Here is a 24,662-nt window from a genome sequence, read left to right on the forward strand (position 1 = left end):
ACCCTTAGAATTGCTTCATCATGCAGTTCGACTCCGTGCAGCTCGAGACCTTCGTGGCCGTCGTCGACGAAGGCAGTTTCGACGCGGCCGCACGGCGGTTGCGGGTGACGCCGTCCGCGGTCAGTCAACGGATCAAGGCGCTGGAGAGCCGGCTCGGTCAGGTCGTGGTGATGCGCGGCAAGCCTGCGCGGGCGACCGCCGCGGGTGAGGCGTTGCTCCGGCTGGCCCGTCAGGTGTCGCTGCTCGAGCTCGACGCGATCGCCGCCGTCCGGGGGACGATCGACGCGCAGCGGATCCCGATCGCGGTCAACGCGGACTCGCTGAACAACTGGTTCCTGCCGGCGATGCTCGATCTGTCCCGGACCCACAACGCCCGGTTCCTGGTGCATCAGGAGGACGAGGAGCACTCGGCGGAGTACCTGCGGAACGGGACGGTGCTCGCCGCGGTGACCGCTGATCCGCGACCGGTCCAGGGGTGTCGCGTCGTACCGCTGGGGAAGATGCGGTACCTGCCGCTGGCGACTCCGGAGTACGCCGAGCGGTGGCTGGCCGGGAAGTCGTTGCCGGAGGCACTCGCCGAGGCACCGCTGGTGCTGTTCAACGAGAAGGACGTTCTGCAGCATCGCCTGATCCGCAAGGTCACCAGGCGGAAGCTCGACCCACCGGCGCACGCGATCCCGGCATCCGCGCCGTTCCACGAAGCGGTCCGGATCGGTCTCGGCTGGGGGATGATCGAGGACCAGGTGGCCGGACCCGAGCTGGCCGCCGGCCGTCTCGTGGAAGTTGCTCCAGGCAAATACATCGACGTGCCGTTGTACTGGCAGCACTGGAAGCTCGGGTCCGAGGTCCTCGACGCGCTCACGGCCGCGGTACTGCGGGCCGCCGAGGAAGGTCTGCGTACTCCGGGAGTTCGATCGCGTTCCCGACCTTGAGCGACATGTCGCGGATCATGTTCCGCCACGGCAGGTACGGCATCAGCCGGAAGGTCAGGTTCCGCAGCTTCATGAACCACCTGCTCGCCGGGATGAACCACATCGCCCCGTCGACCGCCTGCTTCTGACACGCCGCCACGAACCCGCGCATCCGGTCGTCGTACGCCGCGAACGCCCGCGCATGGTCGCCGCCGGCCGCGTGCAGCTCGCCCGCGAGGACGTACGCACCGACGATCGCGAGACTGGTCCCCATCCCGGACAGCGGAGAGGCGCAGTACCCGGCGTCTCCGCAGAGCGCGACACGGCCGCAGGAGTAGCTGTCCAGCTTGATCTGGCTGATCGAGTCGAAGTAGAAGTCCGGCGCGGTCCGCATCCCGTCCAGCAGCGTCGGCACCTCCCATCCGAGACCCGCGAACTGCTGCTCGACGATCGCCTGCTGCGCCGGTACGTCGCGGCGGTCGTACGTCAGCGGATCGGACGCGAAGTAGAACAATGCCTTCGCCTCGGTGTTGTTACGCGCGCTGTAGGTCCCGACAGTCTTGCCGGGCACGTTGTAGATCTGCCCGCTGTGATCGAGCCCGAGGTGGTTCTCGACGGTGCACACCGACGCGTAGTACCCGAGGTCGTGCCGGTACGACGACTCCGCGCCGAACGCCAGCCGCCGCACGTTCGAGTGCAACCCGTCCGCACCGATGACCAGATCGAACCGCCGGGTCACGCCGCACTCGAACGCCACGTCGACCCCTGACTCGTCCTGCGTCAGCGCAGCGATCGAGTCGTCGAAGAGGTACTCCGTCGTACTCGCGGTCCGCTCGTACAGGATGTCGACCAGGTCGCCCCGGAGGATCTCCAGCTCACCGCTGAACGCCTCGGTCGAGGTCTTCGCGGCCACCTTGCCGGACCCCTTCACGTACGTCATTGCGCCCATCTGGGTGGCGCGTTCCTCGACCGCGGACAGGATGCCCATCCGCTCGAGCACCGTCATCGACGCGCCGCGGAAGTCGACCGCGTAGCCACCCGACCGCGACGCGGGGGCACGACCGCGGCCGGGGTCAGCCTGTCCGCGATCGGCTACCACTTCGGCTCGAAGGAGACCCTCCTGAACGAGGCGCTCCGGGAGCTGCTGATCAACGAGTGGGCATCGGCGGTCGGCGGCGCGGAAGCCGCCGACGTGCAGGCTGTGCGGGCGGTCGTACGCCAGCCGCGTGAGCAGTTCGTGGCGACGTGGGAGCAGATCGCCGGGAGTCTGGAGAATCCGCGGCTCCGGGCACTCTGGGCCGCTCAGTTCGAGGTGCTCAGCCTCGGTGCGAGCATGCCTGATCTGGTCGCCGAGCTGGCGAAGATGCAGGGTGAGGCCCGCGAAGGGCTGGCGCACCTGTTCGGTGGCGTCGCCCCCGACGCGGACGCCGACGAGACCCAGGCGATCGGCTCACTCCTGCAGGCGATGCTCCTCGGCGTCGTCGCGCAGCGCATGTCCGACCCCGATGGAGCGCCGACCGGCGAGCAGCTCGCGCAGTCGCTCCGCGCACTCGCGGACCGGATCAGTCCCAGCGCATAGCCATCGGGTTGTCCGCCGGGATCAACTCTTCAGCCATCAGTACGGCGCTCAGCGGCCGCACGAGATCGTGCAACTCGGTGGTGAGTTCGTCACCCAACGCCTGCCATCCCTGATCTGCGAGCGCGTCCGTCATGTCCTCCACCTGCTGCCGCAGCGCCTGGCCCGCAGGGGTGAGAGCGCCATCCGCATCGAGCAGCCCGCGACTCCGGAGGTCGTCGGACGCGGCCGCCCACTCCTCGTCGCTCCACCGCCGGTTGAGCTGGAAGACCTCCTTCGCCGGCCCACCGGCCGCGGAGATCGTCACCAACGCCTGGCACGGACTCAGACCGGCGGCAACGAGCGCCGCGACATGGCCGTCGCCTCGGGACTCGCGCAGGATGGTCGTCGCCTGCCAGAGCACGAGATGCGGCTCGGTCGGCCACTCCAGGGCTGAGTTCGCCGCCGCCAGCGGCCGGCCGGCGACCGGCGCGAGTTCCGCCGCGCGGCGCCCGAGCTCAGCCGCCCGGTCGAACCCGCCACCAGACCATGCGGTGTCGTTCGGCGATGCGTCGCGCACCAAACGGCGTACGGCGTCGTCGACAGCGGTGAGGCGGGCGTCGAGGAGCTGTTCCGGAGTCGCGTAAGTCCAGGCGTCCGGGAGGGATCGAGCAACCATCGCCGGGTGGAAGTTGTAGAACACGGCGGCGACGAGCTCCGGGCCGGCCGCGCCGAGGGGCGCCGCGCGGCAGCCGAAGTAGCTCATCCAGCCGCCTTTGAGGCCGAGCACGTCGGTCGCCTGCCTGGTCTCCGGGGCGAAGTAGGTGATCGCGTGGAAGGGTTCGAGAGTTTTCCACAGTTGGCGCGCTCGGCTGTCCCTCATGGCAGCGGACGGTACATGACGTGCAGACCGACGTACCCGAGCGTCGGATGGTCGAAGGCCCCGGGAACAGTGCCGGCGATCCGGAAGCCGAGCGCCTGCCAGAGGTGCACGGCGGGTTCGTTGGTCTCGACCACGGCGTTGAACTGGATCGACCGGAAACCCGTCCGCCGCGCCCAGTCGATCATGTCCTCGCAGAGCGCCCGGCCGACGCCCTTCCCGCGGGCCTTGCCGTCGACCATGAAGCTCGCGCTGGCAACGTGCGCGCCGGGACCGGGGCGGTTCGGGTACATGTTCGCGCTGCCGAGAACGGTGCCGTCGGCATCGACCGCGACTGTGGTCCGCGCCAACGGTGAGCTCGACGGCCGCATCCATCCGGCCCGCGCGTCCTCCTCCGTCACGTTCGGATCGTAGGTGTACGTCTCCCGTGCGACGACGATGTCACGGTAGAACGGCCAGATCGCCGGCCAGTCGGAGTCGGTCGCGTCACGGATCTCAAGAGTCATAGTGGGAGAAGCATCACCCGCGCTTCACGGGAAGCCAAGGGGATTGCCGATAGGCTTGCTGGGGATGAACAGATCCGTGTTCCAAGGGCTGCCGCGCTGGACCCTCGTCGTGCCCGCACTCGCCTTCCTGGACCTCGTGCTGTCCTGGCACCGGCACCTGGGAACGGTGTTGCTGATCCTGGTCTGTGCCGGTCTGGGCGCTGCCGTGTTCGCGGCCGTCCACCACGCCGAGGTCGTCGCGCACAAGGTCGGTGAGCCGTTCGGCACGCTGATCCTCGCGCTGGCGGTGACGATCATCGAGGTCGCACTGATCGTGACGCTGATGTCGTCCGGCGGTGACAAGGCCGCGACATTGGCCCGGGACACAGTGTTCGCCGCGGTGATGATCACCTGCAACGGCATCCTCGGTCTGTCTCTCGTTGTCGGCTCGCTGAGGCATCGCGTGCAGGGTTTCCGCGTGCAGGCGTCGTACTCCGCTCTCTCGGTGATGACTGCTCTGGTCACGCTGAGTTTGGTGCTGCCGACGTTCACGACCAGTGCGCCGGGGCCGCAGTTCAGTTCGGCGCAGCTCGCGTTCGCCGGCGTCACGTCGCTGGTGATGTACGGCGTGTTCGTCTTCATCCAGACGATCCGGCACCGTGACTACTTCCTCCCGCACAGCCCGAGCGGCGACGTGGACGAGGACGAGGAGCACCACGCGGCCGCCCCGCGCACGGCGACCGCGATGATCAGCCTCGGGCTGCTGTTCGTCTGCCTGGTGTCGGTGGTCGGACTCGCCAAGACCGTCTCGCCGAACCTCGAGCACGCCGTGGAGTCGGCCGGCCTGCCGCTGCCCGTCGTCGGCGTCGTGATCGCGCTGCTGGTGCTGCTGCCGGAGACGATTGCCGCAGTCCGCGCGGCACTGCGGAACCGTCTCCAGACCAGCGTCAACCTGGCGCTCGGCTCGGCCCTGGCGAGTATCGGCCTGACCATCCCCGCGATCGCCGTCGCCTCGATCTGGCTGACCGGGCCGCTCGTCCTCGGGCTCGGCGGCAAGGAGATGGTGCTGTTCGCGCTGACCGTCGTGACCGCCACCATCACCTTCGCGACCGGCAAGGCCACCTTGCTGCAGGGCGCCGTCCACCTCGCGGTGTTCAGCGCGTTCCTGTTCCTCGCCGTCAGCCCCTGAGGTAGTCCGCCACGGCCTGTTGGTGATTGTGCTCGGCCCAGCTCAGAGCGTTCCCGTTGTACGACGGATCGCGCAGCTCCGGGTCGGCGCCCAGCTCGATCAGTCTCCGCACCGTGTCTAAGTGACCGTTGATCGCGGCCCGGTGGATCGGCGCCGAGCCGTACATCACGTTGAGGTCGAAGCCGAGGTTTCGTAGGGGTTCCATCGCCTCGGTCCGGCCGATCTCGGCGGCCCGGATCGGCAGGTACGGGTTGCGGGCGACGGTCCGGGCGGCGAGTTCCGGTGTGACGACGGGCGTCTCGCCCCGGAAGGCCGCGGCGAGGACCTCGTGGACGTCGTCAAGAGGGGCGGCACCGTGAGCTCGCAGTAGCTCGGCGATCTCGGTGTGTCCCTGGACGGCCGCGAGTTCGTACGCGCGATGCCCGCCGAAGCCCGGGTGCTTCGTCCCGCGCTCGTCCGGATCGATGCCCTGGGCAAGGACCAGCTCGACGCGGTGCAGCAGCCCGGCCGAGGACGCGAACACGAGTTCGTCCTCGAGGAGCTGGCGTGGTGTCGGGTGCGCGGTCGTCATCCGCTCGTGCCACGGCCCACCGTCACCACGACCCAGTCCGTACTCCAGCAACAGTTCCAGATGCACGTCGTCGTACGGCGGGGGACAGCCGGGACCGCAGTTGTACATGGTCTGGCTGTCGTTCGGATCGGCGCCGGCGGCGAGCAGGAGCCGGGCGAGCTCGACCCGGTTCGGGTGCGGTGGTTGGTCGCCTTCGCCGCGGCCGAAGACGCCGGTGATCGCGGTGAACGGTGACGGCATGCCCTGCCAGAGATAGCCGGCGTTCGGGTCGGCGCCGTTCGCGAGTAGCAGGCGCGCGATCTCCACCTGGTTGGGCGCGGCGAGGCGGTTGTAGGTGAGGTAAAGCAGCGGCTCCCAGCGGTACGGTCCGCCTTCGGCGCTCGCCTGGGCGAGGTTCGCGCGGACGCCGTCGAGGTCGCCGGTCACGACCTGGGTGCAAATGTTGCTCTGGGCAATCTCCGGGAAACGCTCGAGCAGGTCGGCGGCCGACTGCTGCCGGGCCGGATCGTCCTCGCCGTAGTGCAGCGTCGCCAGCCGGAGGAACTCGTCGGCGCGTTGCTCGGGGGTGTCGAGCGGGCCGCCGATCGGCTGCCGGTGCGGCGAGCGGCTGTACCGGTCGACCAGTTCGAGATGCCGCACGAGCCGCGGCCAGCTCGGGAAGCCGTAGCTGCGGGCGATCACCAACTGCGCGTCCGCCAGCGTCGTCACCGGATGGAACTCAGCGGCCAGCGCGAGTGCCTCGCGATTGCCGGCGTGGACGTCCTTGAGCAGGGTCTTGGCCTGCTTGCGCAGGTGGTCCAGGTGCGGGTCGTTCGGAAGGTTCCGGGTCGGCATCGCCGACCTCCTCTCTACGAGCCTGCTGTCCGCATCGTCAGGCGAGAAAGGAGGTGAACTGGTGCCACATCACAAAGATCCATCAGGTGGGCTGAGCCCTTCCCGCGGACCGGTGGCACCCTGAGCGCCTACCGGCACCGTACCTCAGCTCGGCTTCACCATCCACCACTCGGTGAACTCGTACGCGCGGTCCTTGTCCATCCGGATCACCCAGAGATTGCTGAAGTCGCTCGGCGGATTCGTCAGGTACGTCGTCCAGCCGCGGACGAACGCCACGCCGTCACCGAACCCGAGCACCTCGTACTCGAACGTCGTCTCGCCCGGCGCGTCCTTGACCTCCAGCCAGGCGTCGACGATCGCGTCCTGGCCGACCACCGGGTCTTCGTCCGGCCGCCGGTACCAGGCGGCGTCCGTGGTCCAGAGCGCGGCGATGTCCTCGCGGTCGTTCGACTCCCACGCCTTCCGGTACTGCGCGACCCAGCGGTCCAGGTCCTTCTCCTTCATGCGATCCTCCGGTTGTTCAGGACCACCGCGGACGGCGTCGCCAGGACCGCGGGGTCCTCGCGCGGATCCGCGTCGTACGTGACCAGGTTGCCCGCGCCGGTCAGACCGAGGAACTCCTGAGCGCCGATCGACGCCGCGGTGAGCGCCGTACCGTGCTCGACCGAGTCGATGCCGGCGTGGATCAGGCCGGAGACGTGGTCGGTGTTGACGTGCGCGGCGACCCGGACGTCGCGCGAGTGGGCGAGCTCGACCATCGCCGCGACCAGGTCGAGCTCGTACGTCGGGCTGATCTTGCTGCCCCGGATCGGGCCGTCCGGACCCACCTCGGGGAAGTCGCCGACCAGCTTCAGCCAGGTTGCGCCGTCGGCGATCTCGGCCTCGACCGCGGCCAGCAGATCCTCCGGGGCGACCGGCTCGTACGCCTGCGGGAAGTAGCGGCCGCTCGGGGCGAGGAAGCGGCCGGCGGCGAGGACGTGCGGGCGGCTGTCGTCGGTGGTGCGGGCGAGCTTCAGGGTGACTTCGCGGTTGCCGCCGACGTCCCGGACCGCGCTGACACCGGCGCTCGCCAGTTCGTCGAGGCGGTCTGCCGCGAACTCGGCGCCCTGCGGATCGGGCCCGTTCGGCCCGGCGGCGAGCGTCAGATGACAGTGCGAGTCGACCAGCCCGGGTACGGCGTACCGGCCGGGAAGGTGCTGTCCAGCGTCCCCGCCGAAGGTCAGGCGGGCGGCGTCGCCGGTCGGGAGGACGGTTCCCTCGAAGACCCAGGAAGTCATGGCGCCATCCTGCCTCAGCCGAGACCCAGATCACTCGACCACTGACTTGAACATGTTCAAAAAATCGCCGTACTCTCAGATCGACAAGGATTTGAACGTGTTCAAGAAGGTGGGGACGAGATGGACATGACGGTCACTACGTACCTGGTCTACCTGGCGATCGCGGTGCCGCTGACGATCTGGGTGGCGCGGACGCTGAGCCGCAACGGGCGGATCTTCCTGGTGGACGTGTTCCACGGCAACGAGTTCTTCGCCGACGCCGTGAACCGGCTGTTGGTGGTCGGGTTCTACCTGATCAACCTCGGGTTCGTGACGCTGTTCCTGCGCGGCGACCGCCCGGTGCTGGACGCCAGCGGGGTCTTCGAGCAGCTGAGCGTGAAGCTCGGTGTCGTGATGCTGGTGCTCGGCGTGGTGCACCTGGCGAACGTCTGGATCTTCAACAAGATCCGCACCCGCAGCCGGCTCGACATGATGAGCAACCCGCCGGTGCCGCCGAACGACACCGTCCCGCCGGCGCCGCTCACGGTGACCGAGCAGAACGCCCAGTACGGGTATTGAAGGCCGCCGGGCCGTGCGTGAGTTGACGGTGCTGTACGACGCCGGGTGTGGCCTGTGCCGCCGGTTCAAGGACTGGCTGGCCGCGCAGCGCCCGGCACCGGACGGGCGAGGTGGGGTGGTGCGGTTGCGGTTCGTCGCGGCGGGGTCGGCGGACGCGCGGGCGCTCTACCCCTCGCTGGACCATGCGGCCACGCTCCGGGAGGTGACGGTGGTGGCCGACGACGGCTCCGTGTACGTCGGGGATCGCGCGTGGATCGTGTGCCTGTGGGCCACGGGGGAACACAGACACACCGCCGTACGGCTGGCGAGTCCGGCGATGCGGCCGGTGGCGAGGGCCGTCGTACAGGCGGCGGCCGGGCTGCGGAGCCTGGCTCGGACGGGAGGTGACTACGCTGACGGATGTGACGGACAGTGCGACCGCGAAGGGTGAACAGACCCGCGAGCTGATCCTGTCGACCGCGCTCCGGCTCTTCCGGGAGCAGGGCTACGGCAAGACCACGATGCGCGCGATCGCCACCGAGGCCGGAGTCTCGGTGGGGAACGCGTACTACTACTACGGCTCCAAGGACCACCTGATGCAGGCGTACTACGACCTGCTCCAGGACCAGCACCGCGAGGCCGTCGAGCCGATCCTGACTATCGAGAAGGCGTTCGTACCGCGACTGGCCGGCGTACTGCGGGTGTGGCTCGAGGTGGCCGCGCCGTACCACGAGTTCGCCGGCACGTTCTTCAAGACGGCGGCCGATCCGCAGAGCCCACTGTCGCCGTTCAGCGACGAGTCGCGGCCGGCGCGGGATGCGAGCGTGGAGATCTTCCGGCGGGTGGTCGACGGCTCCGACCTCAAGCTGCCCGCCGATCTGCGAGCCGAACTCCCGGAGCTCCTCTGGCTCCTCCAGATGGGCATCGTCCTGTTCTGGGTGCACGACCAGAGCGCCGATGTTCGCCGGACCAAGACCCTGATCGACCGGTCGGTTCCGCTCGTCGACCGGCTGCTCCGGCTCACCCGGATCCCCGGCGTCAAGGGCGTGGTGAACGACCTCGTCGGCCTGATCCGCAGCATCAAGCCGTAGGTCTCACTCGCCGGTGGTGCCGTCCACGCGTTCGCGGAGGAAGTCCGCGTGGCCGTTGTGGCGGGCGTACTCCTCGATCATGTGGATGTAGAGATAGCGGACGGAGTACGGCGCTTCGTGGCCCGGGCGGACGAAGGTGGCGTCGAGGGAGTAGTTCGCGGCCAGCTCGTCCGACGTCTTGACGATCTCGCGGAACTCCTCGACGTCCTGCTCGGCCAGCGCGGGGTCGGCCAGGTCGAAGTCGCCGTCTGGGTGCTCCTCGGTCCAGTACTTCGGCGGCGACGGGTGACCGGCGAGCGCGCGGTGGAACCAGTACTTCTCGACCTCGCTCAGGTGCCGGACCAGCCCGATCAGCGAGAGACTCGACGGTTCGACGGCGCGCTGGACCAGTTGCTCGCCGGTCAGTTCGGAGACCTTCCACAGCAGCGTCTCGCGGTGGAAGTCGAGAAAACTCTGCAGCAATACGCGCTCGTCGGCCGCCGTGGGTGGATCCACCCGAGGGTCTGTCGTCACGAGCCGAACCTACCGGTGTGACGAGGATCCGGTGAATATCCGTCGGCTGGTGGCCTCCGGCACAGTAGAATGCAGGAGACGGCCCGCCCAGTTCTGCCTCGGGCCGGTGTGCGCACTTACGCTGCGCCAGCAGTCGACCACCACGCGCCGCGGCCACACTCGGCCGCGCCGGGCAGGACGACCCCCCGACTTTTGGAGTACTTCTATGGCGGCCCGCCGCCCCACGTCTACAAGCACGAACAACCAGCCTTCCACCCAGACGCGCAAGCCCACCGGCAATCCGCGTCGTCCCGCCGCGAACGCGGCGCCCGCCGAGGGTGACCCCCGCGGCGGATCCACCCGCCCGCGTCGCCGGCGCCGTTCCGGTGCCGGACGCAACCAGCAGGGTCCGGCCAAGACGGCCATCTTCACCGCACCGGAGCCGGAAGTTGCTGTCAGCAACTTCGAGGAGCCGGCCGAGACCGTTGCCCCCGACAACCGCTCGTTCGCGGAGCTCGGCGTACCCGAGCGGCTGGTGACGGCGCTGGCCGCGACCGGCGTGTCGTCGCCGTTCCCGATCCAGGCGGCGACGCTGCCGGATTCCCTGGCCGGCAAGGACGTTCTCGGTCGCGGCCGGACCGGCTCCGGCAAGACGTATGCGTTCGTCCTGCCCGTCCTGGCGCGGCTCGCGACCGGCAACGGTAAGCGCCGGGCGAATCAGCCGCGCGCTCTGATCCTCGCCCCGACCCGCGAGCTCGCGACCCAGATCCAGGCGTCGATCACGCCGCTCGCCGACGCGCTCGGCCTGCGGTCGATGACGATCTTCGGCGGCGTCGGTCACGGCCCGCAGATCAACGGCCTGCGCAAGGGCACCGACATCGTCGTCGCCTGCCCAGGACGGCTCGAGGACCACGTCAAGGCGGGTCACGCGAAGCTCGGCGCGGTGGAGATCACCGTGCTCGACGAGGCCGACCACATGGCCGACCTCGGCTTCCTGCCCGCCGTCCGCCGGCTCCTCGAGGCGACCCCGGCCACCGCGCAGCGGCTGCTGTTCTCCGCCACGCTCGACGCCGGCGTCGACGTCCTGGTCCGGCGCTTCATGAACGACCCGGTGACGCACAGCGTCGACTCGGCCCGCTCGCCGGTCGCCAAGATGACCCACCACGTCCTGCACGTGAAGTCCGACGCCCGGCTCCCGGTGCTCACGGACCTGACCGCGGCGCCCGGACGGACGCTCGTGTTCACCAGGACGAAGTACGGCGCGAAGGCGCTGACGAAGAAGCTGATCGCCCAGGGTGTTCCCGCGGTCGAGTTGCACGGGAACCTGTCCCAAGGCGCCCGTACGCGGAACCTCGAAGCCTTCGCCGACGGTACGGCGCGGACGCTGGTCGCGACCGACATCGCGGCCCGGGGCATCCACGTCGACGGGGTCACGCTGGTGATCCACGCCGACCCGCCGATCGAGCACAAGGCCTACCTGCACCGCTCCGGCCGGACCGCTCGCGCCGGCGCCGAAGGCACCGTCGTCACGCTGATGACCGACGACCAGGTCCGGGACGTCCGCGACCTGACCCGCAAGGCCGGTATCGCGCCGAAGATCACCAAGCTCACCGCCGGCGACCCGCTGCTGTCCGAGCTGGCCCCGGGCGAGCGGACGTACGTCGCCCCGCCGGCCCCGGCGGCCAAGCAGCCGGCGGCACCTCGGTCGACGACGCCGAAGGCCGGCGGTCGCCGGTCCTCGGGTCCGTCCCGCCGCTCGGCCGGTCGCGGCCGGCGCCGCCGGGCGCCGGGCAAGCAGGCGGCCTGAGCCAGATCTCGAGGTTGGGTTACGGTGCCACTGGCGGTGCCGTGACCTGACCTTGGGATGCTGATGCGGATTCGAACGGTCCTGAACGACCTCGCGCCGGAAGCGCTCGGGGTGTGCGATGCGCACGACCACCTGTTCTTCCGTTCCGCGCTCCTACCAGGTCAGGAGCTCGACGACGAGGCGGCCGCGGTCGCCGAGGTGCGGGCGTTCGCGCGGGCCGGCGGCCAGGCGATCGTGCAATGGACCCCGCACGGTCTGCACCAAGGCGCCGAGGCGCTTCCCGGGATCTCCACCGGCACCGGGGTGTCGATCGTCGCGGCGACCGGACTGCACCGGCGCGAGCACTACCCCGAGGGGCACGTCGACGAGATCCGTGACCAGCTGGCCGAGATCTTCGTCCGTGAGTTGACGACCGGTATCGGCGAGACGCCGGTCCGGGCCGGGCTGATCAAGGTCGCGGGCGGATTCCACGTGCTCGACGCGCACGCGGAGCTCGTGATGCGCGCCGCGGCCGAGGCGCACCACGCGACGAACGCGCCGATCGCTGTCCATCACGAGCTCGGATCCGCGGCGGACGCCGTACTCGATCTGCTCGTCGACGAGCTCGAGGTGCATCCGGCGGCGGTCATCCTCGGGCACCTCAACCGGTTCCCGGATCATCGGGTGCATCTCGAACTGGCGCAGCGTGGCGCGTGGCTGGCGTTCGACGGGCCGTCGCGGGCGAACAACGCGACCGATCCGCGACTGACCGACTGCCTGGCCGCGCTCATCGACGCCGGGTACACCGACCGGCTGCTGCTCGGCGGCGACACCACGAGCGCCCGCGCCCGGGCGTCGACCGGGGAAGGGCCCGGGATGCCGTACCTGCTGACCCACCTCCGACCACGGATCACGCGGTACTTCGGTGCGGACGTCGCGGACGCGGTGTTCCGGGACAACCCAGCGCGTGCCTTCGCCACGGATTGGCGGGCTTGACGGTACGTTCCCGCCATGAATGAGCGAAGCGAATTCATCATCAAGCACAGTGCGTCTCGTGCCTCAGCCGCGCCCGCAGCGAAGCGAGGACGCGGATGAGTTTGATCGCACAGATCTTCGTGGCAGTGGCCGGGCTGTTCCATGTCGTGGTGTTCGCGCTGGAGAGCCTGCTGTTCCGCAAGCCGAGCACGTACCGGCGGTTCCTGGTGAAGGACGACACCGAGATGGCGGCCGCGCGGCCGTGGGCGTTCAACCAGGGGTTCTACAACCTGTTCCTCGCGATCGGTGCGCTCGGCGGGCTGATCTGGGGCGGCGACAAGGGCCATGCGATCGCCTTGTTCGCCTGTGCGTGCATGGCCGGCGCGGGCGTCGTACTGCTCGCCTCCGACCGCCGGATGCTGCGCGCCGCGGCCACCCAGGCCGTCCCGCCGATCCTCGCGCTGGTGCTCGCCGCGATTCTCTAGTTGACTTGAAGCGCACTTGAGGTCCGAAGCTTCTCGGCATGACGACCGTTGCCGAGCCCGCGACCGGGCCTGCCGCCGACACCGGTGGCGTTCTCTCCCCGCAGTACCGCGCCTTGACCGTTGGCATGGTCGCGCTGATCACCCTGGTCGCGTTCGAGTCGCTCGCGGTCGCGACGGCGATGCCGACCGTCGCCCAGGCGCTCGACGGCCTCAGTCTGTACGCGCTCGCGTTCGGCGGACCACTCGCCTCCGGTGTCGTCGCGATGGTCATCTCCGGTACCTGGAGCGACCTGAAAGGCCCGACCCGCCCGCTCTGGCACGGTACGGCGTGGTTCCTGGCCGGCCTGCTGATCGCGGGATTCGCGCCGACGATGGAGGTCCTGGTCATCGGCCGGATCATCCAGGGCTTCGGCTCCGGTCTACTCACGGTCGCCCTGTACGTCGTGGTCGGGCAGCTGTACCCGGCCCGGCTACGGCCGCGGATCTTCGCCGCCTTCGCTACCGGTTGGGTGGTGCCGTCACTCGTCGGTCCCGCGATCGCCGGACTGATCGTCGAGCACGCCAGCTGGCGCATCGTGTTCCTCGCCGTTCCCGCGCTCGCGATCCCGGCCGCGCTGGTGATGCGGCCCGGACTGGCTCGCGGCGACACGCACGAGCCGCGTCCCGGGAAACTCTGGGACAAGCGCGCGCTGTGGGCGGTCGCGGCGGCCGTCGGGGTTGGACTGCTGCATTACGTCGGGCAGCAGCACGGCGTACTCCAGATTGCGCTGCTCGTGATCGGCCTGGCCGGGGTGATCGCGTTCGGGCCGCGGCTGCTGCCGCGCGGGACGTTCACCTTCGGTCGCGGACTGCCTTCGGTGATCGCGCTCCGTGGCCTGGTCGCCGCGGCCGGATTCGGCGCCGAGGTGTTCCTTCCGCTGATGCTGACCCGCGAGCGCGGGCTGTCCCCTTCGTTGGCCGGGCTGGTCCTGACCGTCAGCGCGCTCAGTTGGACCGCGGCGTCGTGGTACCGCGGGCGCCCGAAGCAGCCGTTCTCGCACGAGGTGTTCCTGCAGGCCGGCATGATCCTGATCGTGCTTGGCATCGTCACCGCCACGCTCACGCTGAACCCGCACGTACCGGTCGTCGTCGGCATCCTCGGATGGAGCCTGACCGGGCTCGGGATGGGTACGGTCTTCCCCACGCTTTCCGTGCTGGTGCTGGAGTACTCGGAGCCTGACGAGCAGGGTGTGAACAGTTCCGCGCTGCAGCTGAGCGATTCGTTGTCCACGGCAACGGTGCTGGCGATCGGTGGGTCGTTGTTCGCCGCGATGGAGCCGCATTCCGCGGTCATGGCGTACGTCGTCGCGTTCGGTGTCCCGGCGTTGCTGGCGCTGCTCGGTGTCGCGGCGGGACGACGTACCGCTGCTGTTTGAGCTATTCCTTGGAACCGGTGACGGCGATGCTGGCGCCGAGACCGATGATCATCAGACCACCGGTGCCACCGACCAGCTCGAGCCGGCGCGGCGAGCGGGCGAACCATTCGCGCGCCGTACCGGCCACCACCGCCCAGACGCTGTCCGAGCAGAGCGCGATCAGGATGAAGATCAACCCGAGGACCAGGATCTGCGCCCACGCCGGGCTGCTCGCACCCTTGTCCACGAACTGCGGCAGCGCGGCCGCGAAGAACACCGCGGTCTTCGCGTTCGTCACCCCGACCAGGAACCCCTGCCGCACGGTCTTCCGGCTGCTCCCCGGCTTCACCCCCCTGGCAAGCGCCTCCGCGAGCGACTTCCGCGACCGGAACGCGTGCACCCCCAGATAGATCAGGTACGCCGCCCCGCCCAGCTTCACGATCGTCAACGCGACCGCACTCGCCGCGATCAACGTCCCGAGCCCGAGCGCGATCAACACCAGCATCGTCGCGGCACCGAGCGTGTTCCCCACCATCGTCAACACGGCTTCCCGCCGCCCCACCGCCAACGCCCGCCCCACGATGAACAACACGCTGGGCCCCGGAACCACGATGATGATGAACGCAGTAATCGCAAACGCAACCAAATGATGAGCGGACGGCATCCACCCAGAGTAAACGCTCCCCTCACTCACCGCTCGGCTCGCGGCGCCTTCGAGCTGAGCGTGATGCCCACCCAGCAGAAGCCGATGCTCGGGCCGGCGTCCCGCCTCGGCTTCTACCCGCGGCGATCCCGCCGAGTCGTGGGTCCTGGTTGCAAATCGACAGCCGGAACTCACGACTCGCGTTGGGGGTCACATGCCAATTGCCACGACTCGGCAGTAGTCGAGGGGCGCCGAGGGTGGTGGTCGCGTGGGGATGGGGGTGCGCGGAGTGGACGTGGTGGGGGAGCGGCGGAGTGCCGTACGTCGGGGTTGGGTTGGGGGCGTCGTGAGGCGAGCGGCAGGACGGCGTACGTCGGAAGTGGGCTGCCGGCGTGGTCGAGCGAGGGGCTGGGCAGGTGGGCGGTCGGGCCGCACGCCGGGCGGCTGGTGGGTGGGGGTGGGATTGGTCACCGGCGCGCCGTGGCGCGTTGACCGGGGTTCGGTGTGGGCTCTACCGTTCCAGGGTCAACCTGCGGTGCCATGAGGGAAGCCGGTGAGAGTCCGGCACGGCCGCGCCACTGTGAGCGAGCTTCGGTTCGTGAGTCAGGACGCTCGGGCACAGCAGCCTTTCTAAGGGGACGCGCACTTCCCCAGGAGGTTCAGTTCAATGGCAGCTCCTGCCCGCACGATCGCCGTACCGGCTCTCTCGCCCAAGCTTCTCGCTGCTGCGCTCACCAGCGTCGGCCTGATGTTGCTGCTCGCCTACCTGGTCGGGTTCGACCAGGGCGCGGTCTCCCAGTCGGGGATGTACCTGCACGAGCTGATGCACGACGGTCGCCACCTGCTCGGCGTGCCCTGCCACTAGATCAGATGCGCACCTTCGGATCGCTCCTGGTGCGCGGACTGATCGTCGGACTCTTCGCCGGCCTGCTGGCCGGAACGTTCGCCTACGTGATGGGCGAGCCGCGTGTCGACGCGGCGATCGCGATCGAAGAGGCCGGTGCCGCGCACACTCACGACCACAACCACGCTGACCAGGCGGAGGACGAACAGCCATTGGTCAGCCGCGACGGCCAGCGGGCCGGCCTGTTTCTCGCGACCAGCCTGTACGGCGTCGCGCTCGGCGGCCTGTTCGCGGTCGCGTTCACGCTGCTCCGCCGCAAGCTCCGGACCGGCAACGACGCGTACGCCGCGCTCGGACTCGCCGCCGCGGGTTTCATCGGCATCGTGCTCGTCCCGTTCTTCAAGTACCCACCCAATCCGCCGGCGGTCGGTGACCCCGACACCATCACCCGGCGGACCGTCACCTACCTCTTGACCCTGGTCATCGGCCTGCTCGCGGTGTGGGCAGGGGTCGCCCTGTCCCGCTGGGCCGCGCGGTACGGCGATGTCGCCCGCCTCGCCGGTGGTGTCGTCGGACTGCTCGCGACCGTCGTGGCGGCGTACCTGATCCTGCCGCGGATCAACGAGGTTCCGGAGACGTTCCCCGCTACGCTGCTATGGCAGTTCCGGTTCGCCTCGCTCGGTACGCAGGCGACGCTGTGGCTCCTGCTCGGGTTCGGGTACGCGGCCGCGGTGGACCGCCGGCCGATCCGATCGAAGGTGGCTGCGGCTTGACCACGCTGACCCTGGTCGCGCACGCCCTGACACCCGCACTGCGTGGACTCGTGCTCGGCGGCGACGCCGAGCCGGACGCGGCGAGTGTCGAGGCGGCGCGCGACCTGAAGCTCTCGGCAGACGCGGTGTACTCCGGACCTGAGCAGGCCGCCGTCCGGACAGCCGCTGCGCTCGGGTACGACGCGATCGTCGCCCCCGAGCTGCGGGACCGCGAGTACGGCGACTGGGCAGGCCGCGAGCTGGAGGATCTGCTCACGGCCGACCCGACGCGGGTCTCGGCGTGGCTCGAACGGCCGCACACCGCGACGCCGGGCGGCGAGACCGAGAACGACGTCCTCGCCCGGGTCGCCGACTGGCTCGGGGACGTGGCCGGGCAGCACGACGAACCCAGCGCGATCCTCGCCGTCGTCCACCCGGCGGTGGTCCGCGCGATCGTCCTGTACGTCGTGGACGCGCCCGCCGAGTCGCTGCGACACGTCGACGTCCGGCCGCTCGCCACGGTCAGCCTGTCCCACCACAGCGGGAACTGGTCTCTGGCCTTCGTGCCCTCCGCCTGACAAACTGCCGGTGGCCCGGTCTCACGCCCAGGTGACCGGCTGTCACGGGGAGTCATCATGGCTGAGGCTGATCAACTGGCCGAACGGTTCCGCGCCAATCTGGCGGTGCTCGAGGCTGCTCGCGAGCGGTTGCAGACGGCGGCCGACGACGGCACCGCGGACGACGAGCAACTCAAGCGCCTGAAGACCGTCGAGGAGCTGCTGGCCCCGGTCACCGTGAGCGAGACGGATGCCGACGGCAACGTCGTTCACGTCCAGCGGCAGCGGCAGTTCCTGAAGGTCGACCCGAAGGGACAAGGGCGGGCGATCGAGGTGCTCGGCGAGCTCCCGAAGGCGAAGCACGTCGCCGTACTGGTTCCCGGGATGGGGAACAGCCTCGACACGTTCTCCGGACAGTCGGACCGCGGCGACCTGATCAAGCAGGAGGCCGGGCCGGAGACCGCGGTGATCGTCTGGCTCGACTACAGCTCGCCGCAGGGCCTGCTCAAGGCCGCGGAGGACGACGCGGCGGCCGAGGGCGGGCCGCTGCTCAAGGTGTTCCTGGACGAGGTCGACGAGCTCAAGGCGGAGAAGGCGGACGTCACGGTCGTTGCGCACTCGTACGGCACGAAAGTGGTCGGGAAAGCGCTCGAGGTCGGCGCCCGTCCGCCGCAGGTGGTGATGACCGGGTCGCCGGGCATCGACAAGCGCGTCGACGAGGCATCGGACTTCGTGACACCGGCGACGACGCTGTACGTCGAGCGCGCGCCCGGCGACTATGTCGCGCTCTCGGAGTGGCACGGGCCGGACCCCGCGACGTTCGTCGACGCGATCCGGATGGAGACCAACGACCCGCTCGCCCGCGACGAGGCGGTGTCGGTGCGCTGGCACAACGAGTACTACCGCCCGAACAGCGAGGCGCTCCGCAACATCGGCCGGGTGGTCTCGGGCAAGCTGAAGGACATCACCCGCACGAACACCAGCCGGGGCGCCGAGACCAAGCTGCTCCTCGGCGCGTCGTGGGGCGACGCCTTCAACGCGGCCGCGAAGACGGCGTCGCGGGTGTTCGACGGACTTGCAGCACTCACCAAACACTCCCGGCACGCCCGCGATACTTCACCCGCACCGTCCGCACGCGAAGAAGCCCCCGCGAACGCCGCCAAACTGAGTGCCAGCGGTCCGGCTGGCGCTGGTCCGACTGTCGGGGAGCGGGCGCCGGGGTGGAGTTCCGCGGAGCAGGTGGCTGGGGAGCGTGGCGTTGTGGGGCGTGGGGTCACTGGGCGTGGGGCTGGTGGACGGGGCAGTATAGGAGGATCGCGGGCGGCGGGTACAGGGCGGTCGCGGCCGTCGGGAGGTGGACGGGGATGAGCGAGCAGCGGGAGTTCCTGCGGGATGAGTTGCTGGCGGTGGCGGCAGCCGTCGTACCCGGTCAGCGGCCGGTGGTGACGCGTGACCCGGGGCCGGTGAATCCCGGCGTACTGTTCGACGGCCGGGGGACGGCGACCGTGTGCCGGATCTCCGTCGAGACCGGGAACCCGTCGGCGCCGGATCCCGAGGCGGAGGTCGCAGCCGCAGCCGAGGCACTGCGTGCCCGGGGGTGGACCGCGGAGGTCGCGGCCCCGGAGGACGGGCATTTTCGGGTCGCGGCCGTCCGGAATGGGTACGAGATCGCGGTCCACGCGTGGACCACTGACTGGCGGATAACGTTCACCGGCGAGACACCGCTGGTTTCATGAATTCGAAACGCGGCGTGGCCTCGCGAGCCTTGGCCGCACGGTGTATCACGGAAGCGTGACGCTGACCGAAGCTCGTAACTTCCTCCGCTCGGAACTCCTCGCGGTGGCGGCAATCGTCGTACCGGACCAGACCCCGGCGGTGACGCAGGACGTCGGCCCGGTGGACGAGTCCGCGCTCGCCGACCCGCACGGCCCCGAGTCCGTGTGCACCATCACCGTCGAGACCGGAGACCCCACCATCACGCCCGACCCCGAGGCACAGATCAGCTTCGCCGCCGAAACCCTCGAGGCTCGCGACTGGAAAGTCACCATCTCCGAGGTCGTCGACGGTCACCACCAACTCACCGCGCGCCGCCAGGGCTACGACCTCACCGTCGACGCCCTGAACACCGACTGGCGCCTGACCTTCACCGGCCAGACCCCGTACGTCGACGACCTGTAGTCCGCCGCTAGCGCCAGGGGGTGAGGTCCAGGCGCGGGTAGCGCTCGGCGGTGCCGGCGAGGGTTTGCGGGGTCCAGTAGGGATGCCCCGGCGGCGGGAAGCCGAAGAGCGCCAGCTGGCGGGGCGTGGCTCGGCGGACGAAGTCGTACCAGGCGGGCTCGTGGCTGCGGGCGGCCCAGGCGACGCGCTGGCCCCAGTCGGCCTCGGCCGGGCGGTAGACGAGTTGCATCGAGTACCGCGCGCCGTGGGGCCTGCGGAGTCCCGTGCCGCGGTGGAACGTGCGGGTGTTGAACGCGATCACCGTCCCGGCCGGACCGGCGCCTGACTGCTCGGCGTCGTACAGGCGGGTGTTGTCGTCAGGTGACACGAAGTCGCCCTTGCCGCCCGAGCGTGGAAAGAAGTTCGGGTTCATCGGCAGCTCGGCGGTGTGCTCGTACTGCACCAGGTGCGGCGGGCCGAGCTCCTCCGGTACGTCGACCAGGAACACGAACAGCTCCAGATGCTGGAAGCGGTCCGCAGCTGACGGTACGACGATCGTCTGGTTCAGGTAGTCGCGGTGCAACTCCTGGTCGTACGACGTCGCGCCGGTGTACTTCGCCCACGCCTCGGCCGACGAGAGCCGCAGAGCGGACTGCCCGAGCAACGTCTCCGCGAGGTCGATGACCTTCGGGTGGACGGCGAGCCTGCTGAACTCGACGCTCGCGAACGGAAACGTGTCGATGCCGTCGAACTCGTCCTCGATGTACCGCGAGCGCCGCTCGTCGGTCCCGTCGTGGAAGCCCTCCGGTGTCGGGAACATCGTCGGCAGCTCGCCGAGCGCCGGCGCCAGGTCAGCCGGGGACAGGAACTCCGGCAGTACCACGAACCCCTGCGTTCGCCACTGTTCCGCGGCCTCGGTCGGCGTCATGCGCTGAGGCTACCTGTGGAAGAGCAGCCGGTCGCCGGGAATTTCTCCGTCGAGGTACGGCGTGAAGCCTGCGGCGACCGCGAGCTCGGTCAGGGCAGGCGCAGTCCAGCGGTGGACGTGGATGTTCATCGGGTGGCCGCCGTACCCGGAGGTCTTGTGGGTCGACTGCTCGCCGACGTGGAATCCCATCAGCAGGACTCCGCCGGGGGCGAGGACCCGGTGGAACTCGGCGAACGCCTGCGGGACGACGTCGCGCGGGAGGTGGATGATCGACCACCAGGACACCACGCCGGACATCGAGCCGTCCGGTAGGTCCAGCGCGGTCATCGAGCCGACGCGGAAGTCGAGGTCCGGGTGGTCCCGGCGGGCGACCTCGATCATTCCGGGGGACAGATCGATCCCGAGAACCCGCAGGTCGCGCGCGGCCAGCAGGCCGGTCGTCCGCCCCGGTCCGCAGCCGACGTCGAGCACCGGCCCGTCCGGGATCAGCCTCGCGAGCAGGTCGAACGCCTCGCCCTCCCAGTCGGCGGCGTCCACCACGAGCTCGGCGTACGAGACCGCGACGTTGTCGTAGGAGCTGCTGATATCGGCGAGGTAGTCCGTCACCCGGCCGACCCTAAGACCGGCCGGGGACAGTTCTTTCAGGCCTTGCCGAGGGTCTGCTTCTGCTTGCCGAGGCCCTCGATCTCCATCTCCATGGTGTCGCCGGGCGACAGGTACGGGAAACGGCCGGACAGGGCGACGCCCTCCGGGGTTCCGGTGTTCACGATGTCACCGGGGCTGAGAACCATGTACTGCGAGAGGTCCCGGATCAGCGCGGCGACGCCGAAGATCATGTCCTGGGTGTTCGAGTCCTGCCGCGGCTCACCGTTCACCCACGAGCGCAGGTTGAGGCTCGTCGGGTCGACCTCGTCGGCCGGGACGAGGGCCGGGCCGAACGGGTTGAAGGTCTCGCAGCACTTGCCCTTGGACCACTGGCCGCCGGACACCTCGATCTGGAAGGCGCGCTCCGAGACGTCGTTCGACACGGCGTACCCCGCGATGCAGGCCAGCGCGTCCTCGTCGGTCTCGACGTAGCGGGCCTGCTTGCCGATGACGACGGCGAGCTCGACCTCCCAGTCGGTCTTGGCCGAGCCGCGCGGGACGAGCACCTCGTCGTACGGGCCGACGACGGTGTTCGGGTGCTTGAAGAAGACGATCGGCTGCTTCGGCGGCTCGGCGCCGGACTCGGCCGCGTGTGCGGCGTAGTTCTGCCCGATACAGACGACCGCGCCGGGGCGGGCGATCGGGGCGCCGACGCGCAGGCCCTCGGTGTCGGCGACCGGCAGTTCGCCGGCGTCGAGCGCGGCGCGGGTACGGGCGATGCCGTCGGCGGCGAGGAAGGCCCCGTCGATGTCGGCGGTCAGCGGGCTCAGGTCGTGAACGGTGCCGTCGGCGGCGCGCACGTACGGGCGCTCCTCGCCGACCGCGCCGAGGCGCAGCAGTTCCACAGAGGACTCCTCAGGACGGATTCAGTCTTGGTCGAAGATCGGCCGCAGGCGGGCGCGTGAGGCTTCGATGTGCGCCCGCATCGCCGCGGCCGCCTCCTCCGGATCACCCTTGCGGACCGCGGTCACCACGGTCTTGTGCTCTCGCAACGCCTTCGTCGCGATGCCGCCACCGTAGTACAGCCGGAACAGGTGCAGGTGGCAGTGTGTCCGCTGGAAGGACAGCCGGGCCGTCTCGTTCCCGGACAGCTCCAGCACCAGGTCGTGGAAGCGCTGGTCGTGCGCGGCCATCGCCCGGTAGCTCTCGTACGCCGGCCGGTCGGGGACGTCGGTGTAGCTCAGCATCTCCGCCTTGAGCCGGGCCAGGTCCTCGGTGCCGGACCGCTCGGCGGCGCGGCCGGCCGCCCACGGCTCGATGTGCAGCCGGTACTCGAACAGGTCCTCGAACTCCGCGCGGGTCAGCCGGGAGGACACGCGGTACCCGCGCAGCGGCTCCTTGATCACCAGGCCGTCGGACTCCAGCCGGGCCAGCGACTCCCGGATCGGGGTCTGCGAGATGCCCAGCTCACGGGTGAGCGCGTCGATGTTCAGGCGGGTGCCGGGCTCGACCACGCTGTCCATGATCAGGCCCTTGACCGTCTCGTAGACGTCGTCGCTCAGCACCTGTCGCTGGGGCAGGCGGCTGAGCTGCCCGGCCAGGCCTACATGTGCATCAGTCACGTGTCGCTCCTCCCGGAAACATTCTGCCCGACGCGCAGTCCGCCTTGACGCGTCCAGTGTGAAGCGGGAGCATCAGGATGCGCAATATCCTATAGGATCGTGGAGGCAATGTGAGTACGGCGATCGTCCGGGCCGAGGCCTACCTGGTCGACCTCGAGGTCGAGACCGTCCGGACCGACGCCGTGCAGGCGTTCCTCAAACAGGAGACGATCTTCGTCTCGCTGGCCACCGCGGACGGGCTGACGGGTCTTGGGTACTCGTACACGATCGGTACCGGCGGCACCGCCGTACTGGCGTTGCTGCGGGACCACCTGTTGCCGCGACTGGTCGGAACGGACGCACGGAACGTCGAGGCGCTCTGGTCGGACCTGTTCTGGTCGACGCACGCCACCACGGTCGGTGCGATCACATCCCTCGCACTGGCTGCCGTGGACACCGCTCTGTGGGACCTGCGCTGTTTACGAGCCGGTGAGCCGCTGTGGCGGCTCGCGGGTGGTTATCGCCAGCAGGTGCCGTTGTACGACACCGAGGGCGGTTGGTTGCATCTGACAACCGATGAGCTCGTTGCCGGTGCACTGGCATCGCAGAAGGCCGGCTGGCCGGGCGTGAAGCTCAAGGTCGGCAAACCCCGTGTGCACGAGGACGTGGAGCGGCTGCGCGCCGTACGTGACGCGGTCGGTCCGTCGATGGACATCATGGTCGACGCGAACCAGTCGATGACATACGCCGAGGCGAAGCGCCGGGCCGCCGCGTTCGAGTCCGTCGACCTGTCCTGGTTCGAAGAACCGTTGCCCGCTGACGATGTGACGGGTCATGTCCGGTTGGCCGAGTCCACGTCGATCCCGATCGCGGTCGGCGAATCGCTGTACTCCGTCTCGCAGTTCCGGGAGTACCTCGCCGCGGGTGGCGCCGGGATCGTCCAGGTGGACGTGGCGCGCATCGGCGGCATCACCCCGTGGCTGAAGGTCGCGCACCTCGCCGAGACGTTCAACCTCGAGGTGTGTCCACACTTCCTGATGGAGCTCCACGTGAGCCTGACGGCCGCCGTACCGAACGGGCGGTACGTCGAGCACATCCCGCAATTGCGGGCGATCACGTCGACCGAGATGGATATCGTCGACGGGCACGCGGTCGCCCCGGACGCGCCGGGTCTGGGGATCGACTGGAACCAGGACGCGATCGACGACCGCCGGGTCGGCTGAGGAAGGGTTGCGGATGAGCAGAGTCGATGCGCATCACCACGTCTGGGATCTGAGTGTCCGGGAGCAGAGCTGGATGGTGGGTCCGGAGCTGGACCCCATCCGGCGCAGCTTCGCGATCGAGGATCTCGCACCGCTCACCGCTGCCGCCGGCGTGACGTCGACGGTCGTCGTACAGACCGTCGGGCTGGTCGAGGAGACCTGCGAGTTCCTGGAGATTGCTGCGAGCAACGATCTGGTGGCCGGCGTGGTCGGCTGGGTGGATCTCGCCGCGGACGATGTTCGCGCCACGCTGGAGTCGCTGATCGCGCGGTCGGACGGCTCGTACCTGAAGGCGATCCGGCATCAGGTGCACGACGAACCGGACGTCGACTGGCTCCTCCGGCCCGACGTCCAGCGCGGCCTCGCGGCGGTCGCCGACGCGGGCCTTGCGTACGACCTCCTCACCAAGACGCCGCATCTTCCGGCCGCGATCCAGACCGCTCGTAACCTGCCGCAGTTGACCTTCGTCGTCGACCACATCTCCAAGCCCGTCATCGGCGAGCCGCTGGGGCCCTGGGCGGGGCAGATCCGCGAGCTGGCCGCGCTCCCCAATGTGACGTGCAAACTCTCCGGCATGGTCACCGAGGCTCCGTGGTCGTCGTGGACGGTGGCCGACCTGCAGCCGTACGCCGACGTGGTCCTGGACGCCTTCGGCCCGGACCGAGTCATGTTCGGCTCCGACTGGCCCGTCTGCCTGCTCGCCGCGTCGTACGCCGACGTCGTCGAAACCGCCGACTCCCTGACCTCGAACCTCACGCCCGCGGAACGCGAGTCCGTCTTCGCCACCACGGCCACGCGCACCTACAACCTCTGACATCGCCAGCTGAGCCGCCCGCCCCTCCGCCGCCCGGCTGGTCCCGTTTGAGGGGCC

At 69.5% G+C, this 24,662-nt stretch carries 30 protein-coding genes and 1 riboswitch; of the genes, 18 read left to right on the forward strand and 12 right to left on the reverse strand.

The window, feature by feature from the left end:
- The first annotated feature begins 20 nt into the window (after positions 1-20).
- Positions 21-932, forward strand: coding sequence for a LysR family transcriptional regulator ArgP (locus tag AC0662_RS23505; protein ID WP_452196176.1), 912 nt, complete (start codon positions 21-23; stop codon positions 930-932).
- Here AC0662_RS23505 and AC0662_RS23510 read toward each other — a convergent pair.
- Positions 859-1,917, reverse strand: a complete 1,059-nt coding sequence (locus tag AC0662_RS23510; RefSeq protein WP_478303202.1) for an FAD-dependent monooxygenase — start codon at positions 1,915-1,917, stop codon at positions 859-861. The two genes, AC0662_RS23505 and AC0662_RS23510, sit on opposite strands and share 74 nt — an antisense overlap.
- Before the next feature lie 186 nt (positions 1,918-2,103).
- Here AC0662_RS23510 and AC0662_RS23515 point away from each other — a divergent pair, with 186 nt between their 5' ends.
- Complete coding sequence (locus AC0662_RS23515) at positions 2,104-2,490, forward strand: TetR family transcriptional regulator C-terminal domain-containing protein (RefSeq protein ID WP_452196174.1); 387 nt, start codon at positions 2,104-2,106, stop codon at positions 2,488-2,490.
- Here the strand turns inward: AC0662_RS23515 and AC0662_RS23520 are convergent.
- Both AC0662_RS23520 and AC0662_RS23525 read right to left on the reverse strand, forming a co-directional pair.
- Positions 2,474-3,349 (reverse strand): SCO6745 family protein, encoded by an 876-nt coding sequence (locus AC0662_RS23520; protein ID WP_478303204.1) that lies wholly within the window; start codon positions 3,347-3,349, stop codon positions 2,474-2,476. The two genes, AC0662_RS23515 and AC0662_RS23520, sit on opposite strands and share 17 nt — an antisense overlap.
- Positions 3,346-3,852, reverse strand: coding sequence for an N-acetyltransferase family protein (locus AC0662_RS23525; protein ID WP_478303206.1), 507 nt, complete (start codon positions 3,850-3,852; stop codon positions 3,346-3,348). Before AC0662_RS23525 ends, AC0662_RS23520 begins: the two co-directional genes overlap by 4 nt.
- A gap of 64 nt (positions 3,853-3,916) precedes the next feature.
- On the opposite strand from AC0662_RS23525, the gene AC0662_RS23530 reads away from it, so the two are divergent.
- Complete coding sequence (locus tag AC0662_RS23530; protein WP_452196171.1) at positions 3,917-5,020, forward strand: calcium:cation antiporter; 1,104 nt, start codon at positions 3,917-3,919, stop codon at positions 5,018-5,020.
- Here AC0662_RS23530 and AC0662_RS23535 read toward each other — a convergent pair.
- The 3 genes from AC0662_RS23535 to AC0662_RS23545 form a co-directional block, all read right to left on the reverse strand.
- Complete coding sequence (locus tag AC0662_RS23535) at positions 5,010-6,425, reverse strand: ankyrin repeat domain-containing protein (RefSeq protein WP_452196170.1); 1,416 nt, start codon at positions 6,423-6,425, stop codon at positions 5,010-5,012. The genes AC0662_RS23530 and AC0662_RS23535 overlap by 11 nt on opposite strands.
- Positions 6,426-6,569: 144 nt before the next feature.
- On the reverse strand, positions 6,570-6,929 hold the full coding sequence (locus AC0662_RS23540; RefSeq protein ID WP_452196169.1) for a YybH family protein: 360 nt from the start codon (positions 6,927-6,929) through the stop codon (positions 6,570-6,572).
- A complete protein-coding gene (locus tag AC0662_RS23545; protein ID WP_478303208.1) occupies positions 6,926-7,702 on the reverse strand; it encodes an amidohydrolase family protein in 777 nt (258 codons plus the stop codon). The genes AC0662_RS23540 and AC0662_RS23545 overlap by 4 nt, the downstream gene beginning before the upstream one ends.
- A gap of 126 nt (positions 7,703-7,828) precedes the next feature.
- Between AC0662_RS23545 and AC0662_RS23550 the strand changes: the two genes are divergently transcribed.
- From AC0662_RS23550 to AC0662_RS23560, 3 genes are read left to right on the forward strand one after another with little or no spacing between them, the layout of a single operon-like run.
- Positions 7,829-8,260 carry a hypothetical protein gene (locus AC0662_RS23550; protein WP_452196167.1) on the forward strand — a complete coding sequence of 144 codons (432 nt, stop codon included), beginning with the start codon at positions 7,829-7,831 and terminating at the stop codon, positions 8,258-8,260.
- A gap of 13 nt (positions 8,261-8,273) precedes the next feature.
- Positions 8,274-8,690, forward strand: a complete 417-nt coding sequence (locus AC0662_RS23555; RefSeq protein ID WP_452196166.1) for a thiol-disulfide oxidoreductase DCC family protein — start codon at positions 8,274-8,276, stop codon at positions 8,688-8,690.
- Positions 8,662-9,330, forward strand: a complete 669-nt coding sequence (locus AC0662_RS23560; RefSeq protein ID WP_452196165.1) for a TetR family transcriptional regulator — start codon at positions 8,662-8,664, stop codon at positions 9,328-9,330. Before AC0662_RS23555 ends, AC0662_RS23560 begins: the two co-directional genes overlap by 29 nt.
- A gap of 3 nt (positions 9,331-9,333) precedes the next feature.
- Here the strand turns inward: AC0662_RS23560 and AC0662_RS23565 are convergent, their stop codons facing one another.
- Positions 9,334-9,843, reverse strand: coding sequence for a DinB family protein (locus AC0662_RS23565; protein ID WP_478303210.1), 510 nt, complete (start codon positions 9,841-9,843; stop codon positions 9,334-9,336).
- A gap of 205 nt (positions 9,844-10,048) precedes the next feature.
- Here AC0662_RS23565 and AC0662_RS23570 point away from each other — a divergent pair, with 205 nt between their 5' ends.
- From AC0662_RS23570 to AC0662_RS23585, 4 genes are all read left to right on the forward strand, one after another.
- A complete protein-coding gene (locus AC0662_RS23570) occupies positions 10,049-11,629 on the forward strand; it encodes a DEAD/DEAH box helicase (protein WP_478303212.1) in 1,581 nt (526 codons plus the stop codon).
- 63 nt (positions 11,630-11,692) lie between these two features.
- Positions 11,693-12,604, forward strand: coding sequence for a phosphotriesterase family protein (locus AC0662_RS23575; RefSeq protein ID WP_478303214.1), 912 nt, complete (start codon positions 11,693-11,695; stop codon positions 12,602-12,604).
- A gap of 95 nt (positions 12,605-12,699) precedes the next feature.
- The gene (locus AC0662_RS23580) at positions 12,700-13,068 is read left to right on the forward strand and encodes a DUF1304 domain-containing protein (RefSeq protein ID WP_478303216.1); all 369 of its coding nucleotides are present in this window, start codon (positions 12,700-12,702) and stop codon (positions 13,066-13,068) included.
- A 38-nt stretch (positions 13,069-13,106) separates the two neighbouring features.
- Entirely contained in the window at positions 13,107-14,483 is a 1,377-nt protein-coding gene (locus AC0662_RS23585) for an MFS transporter (RefSeq protein ID WP_478303218.1), read from the forward strand.
- A gap of 1 nt (position 14,484) precedes the next feature.
- Here AC0662_RS23585 and AC0662_RS23590 read toward each other — a convergent pair whose 3' ends face one another.
- The gene (locus AC0662_RS23590; RefSeq protein ID WP_452196159.1) at positions 14,485-15,126 is read right to left on the reverse strand and encodes a LysE family translocator; all 642 of its coding nucleotides are present in this window, start codon (positions 15,124-15,126) and stop codon (positions 14,485-14,487) included.
- 484 nt (positions 15,127-15,610) lie between these two features.
- Positions 15,611-15,735, forward strand: a riboswitch (cobalamin riboswitch).
- A gap of 37 nt (positions 15,736-15,772) precedes the next feature.
- On the opposite strand from AC0662_RS23590, the gene AC0662_RS23595 reads away from it, so the two are divergent.
- From AC0662_RS23595 to AC0662_RS23620, 6 genes are read left to right on the forward strand one after another with little or no spacing between them, the layout of a single operon-like run.
- Positions 15,773-15,970, forward strand: a complete 198-nt coding sequence (locus AC0662_RS23595) for a CbtB domain-containing protein (RefSeq protein WP_452196158.1) — start codon at positions 15,773-15,775, stop codon at positions 15,968-15,970.
- A gap of 5 nt (positions 15,971-15,975) precedes the next feature.
- Entirely contained in the window at positions 15,976-16,722 is a 747-nt protein-coding gene (locus tag AC0662_RS23600) for a CbtA family protein (protein ID WP_452196157.1), read from the forward strand.
- A complete protein-coding gene (locus AC0662_RS23605; protein ID WP_452196156.1) occupies positions 16,719-17,279 on the forward strand; it encodes a histidine phosphatase family protein in 561 nt (186 codons plus the stop codon). The genes AC0662_RS23600 and AC0662_RS23605 overlap by 4 nt, the downstream gene beginning before the upstream one ends.
- Positions 17,280-17,336: 57 nt before the next feature.
- On the forward strand, positions 17,337-18,626 hold the full coding sequence (locus AC0662_RS23610; RefSeq protein ID WP_478303221.1) for an alpha/beta hydrolase: 1,290 nt from the start codon (positions 17,337-17,339) through the stop codon (positions 18,624-18,626).
- The gene (locus AC0662_RS23615) at positions 18,623-18,994 is read left to right on the forward strand and encodes a hypothetical protein (protein ID WP_452196154.1); all 372 of its coding nucleotides are present in this window, start codon (positions 18,623-18,625) and stop codon (positions 18,992-18,994) included. Before AC0662_RS23610 ends, AC0662_RS23615 begins: the two co-directional genes overlap by 4 nt.
- 55 nt (positions 18,995-19,049) lie before the next feature.
- Positions 19,050-19,436: a hypothetical protein gene (locus tag AC0662_RS23620; RefSeq protein ID WP_452196153.1), complete on the forward strand. Its 387-nt coding sequence runs from the start codon at positions 19,050-19,052 to the stop codon at positions 19,434-19,436.
- Between the two features lie 7 nt (positions 19,437-19,443).
- On the opposite strand, the gene AC0662_RS23625 is transcribed toward AC0662_RS23620, so the two are convergent.
- From AC0662_RS23625 to AC0662_RS23640, 4 genes are read right to left on the reverse strand one after another with little or no spacing between them, the layout of a single operon-like run.
- Entirely contained in the window at positions 19,444-20,343 is a 900-nt protein-coding gene (locus tag AC0662_RS23625) for a phytanoyl-CoA dioxygenase family protein (RefSeq protein WP_478303224.1), read from the reverse strand.
- Positions 20,344-20,352: 9 nt separating this feature from the next.
- Complete coding sequence (locus AC0662_RS23630; protein WP_478303226.1) at positions 20,353-20,949, reverse strand: class I SAM-dependent methyltransferase; 597 nt, start codon at positions 20,947-20,949, stop codon at positions 20,353-20,355.
- Between the two features lie 35 nt (positions 20,950-20,984).
- Positions 20,985-21,833, reverse strand: a complete 849-nt coding sequence (locus AC0662_RS23635) for a fumarylacetoacetate hydrolase family protein (protein ID WP_452196150.1) — start codon at positions 21,831-21,833, stop codon at positions 20,985-20,987.
- Between the two features lie 21 nt (positions 21,834-21,854).
- Positions 21,855-22,550, reverse strand: coding sequence for a GntR family transcriptional regulator (locus tag AC0662_RS23640; protein WP_452196149.1), 696 nt, complete (start codon positions 22,548-22,550; stop codon positions 21,855-21,857).
- Between the two features lie 110 nt (positions 22,551-22,660).
- Here AC0662_RS23640 and AC0662_RS23645 point away from each other — a divergent pair, with 110 nt between their 5' ends.
- Positions 22,661-23,752 carry a mandelate racemase/muconate lactonizing enzyme family protein gene (locus AC0662_RS23645; protein WP_452196148.1) on the forward strand — a complete coding sequence of 364 codons (1,092 nt, stop codon included), beginning with the start codon at positions 22,661-22,663 and terminating at the stop codon, positions 23,750-23,752.
- Between the two features lie 13 nt (positions 23,753-23,765).
- Complete coding sequence (locus AC0662_RS23650; RefSeq protein ID WP_478303229.1) at positions 23,766-24,605, forward strand: amidohydrolase family protein; 840 nt, start codon at positions 23,766-23,768, stop codon at positions 24,603-24,605.
- Positions 24,606-24,662 lie beyond the last annotated feature (57 nt).

It is taken from the genome of Kribbella sp. NPDC043289 (assembly GCF_056436705.1).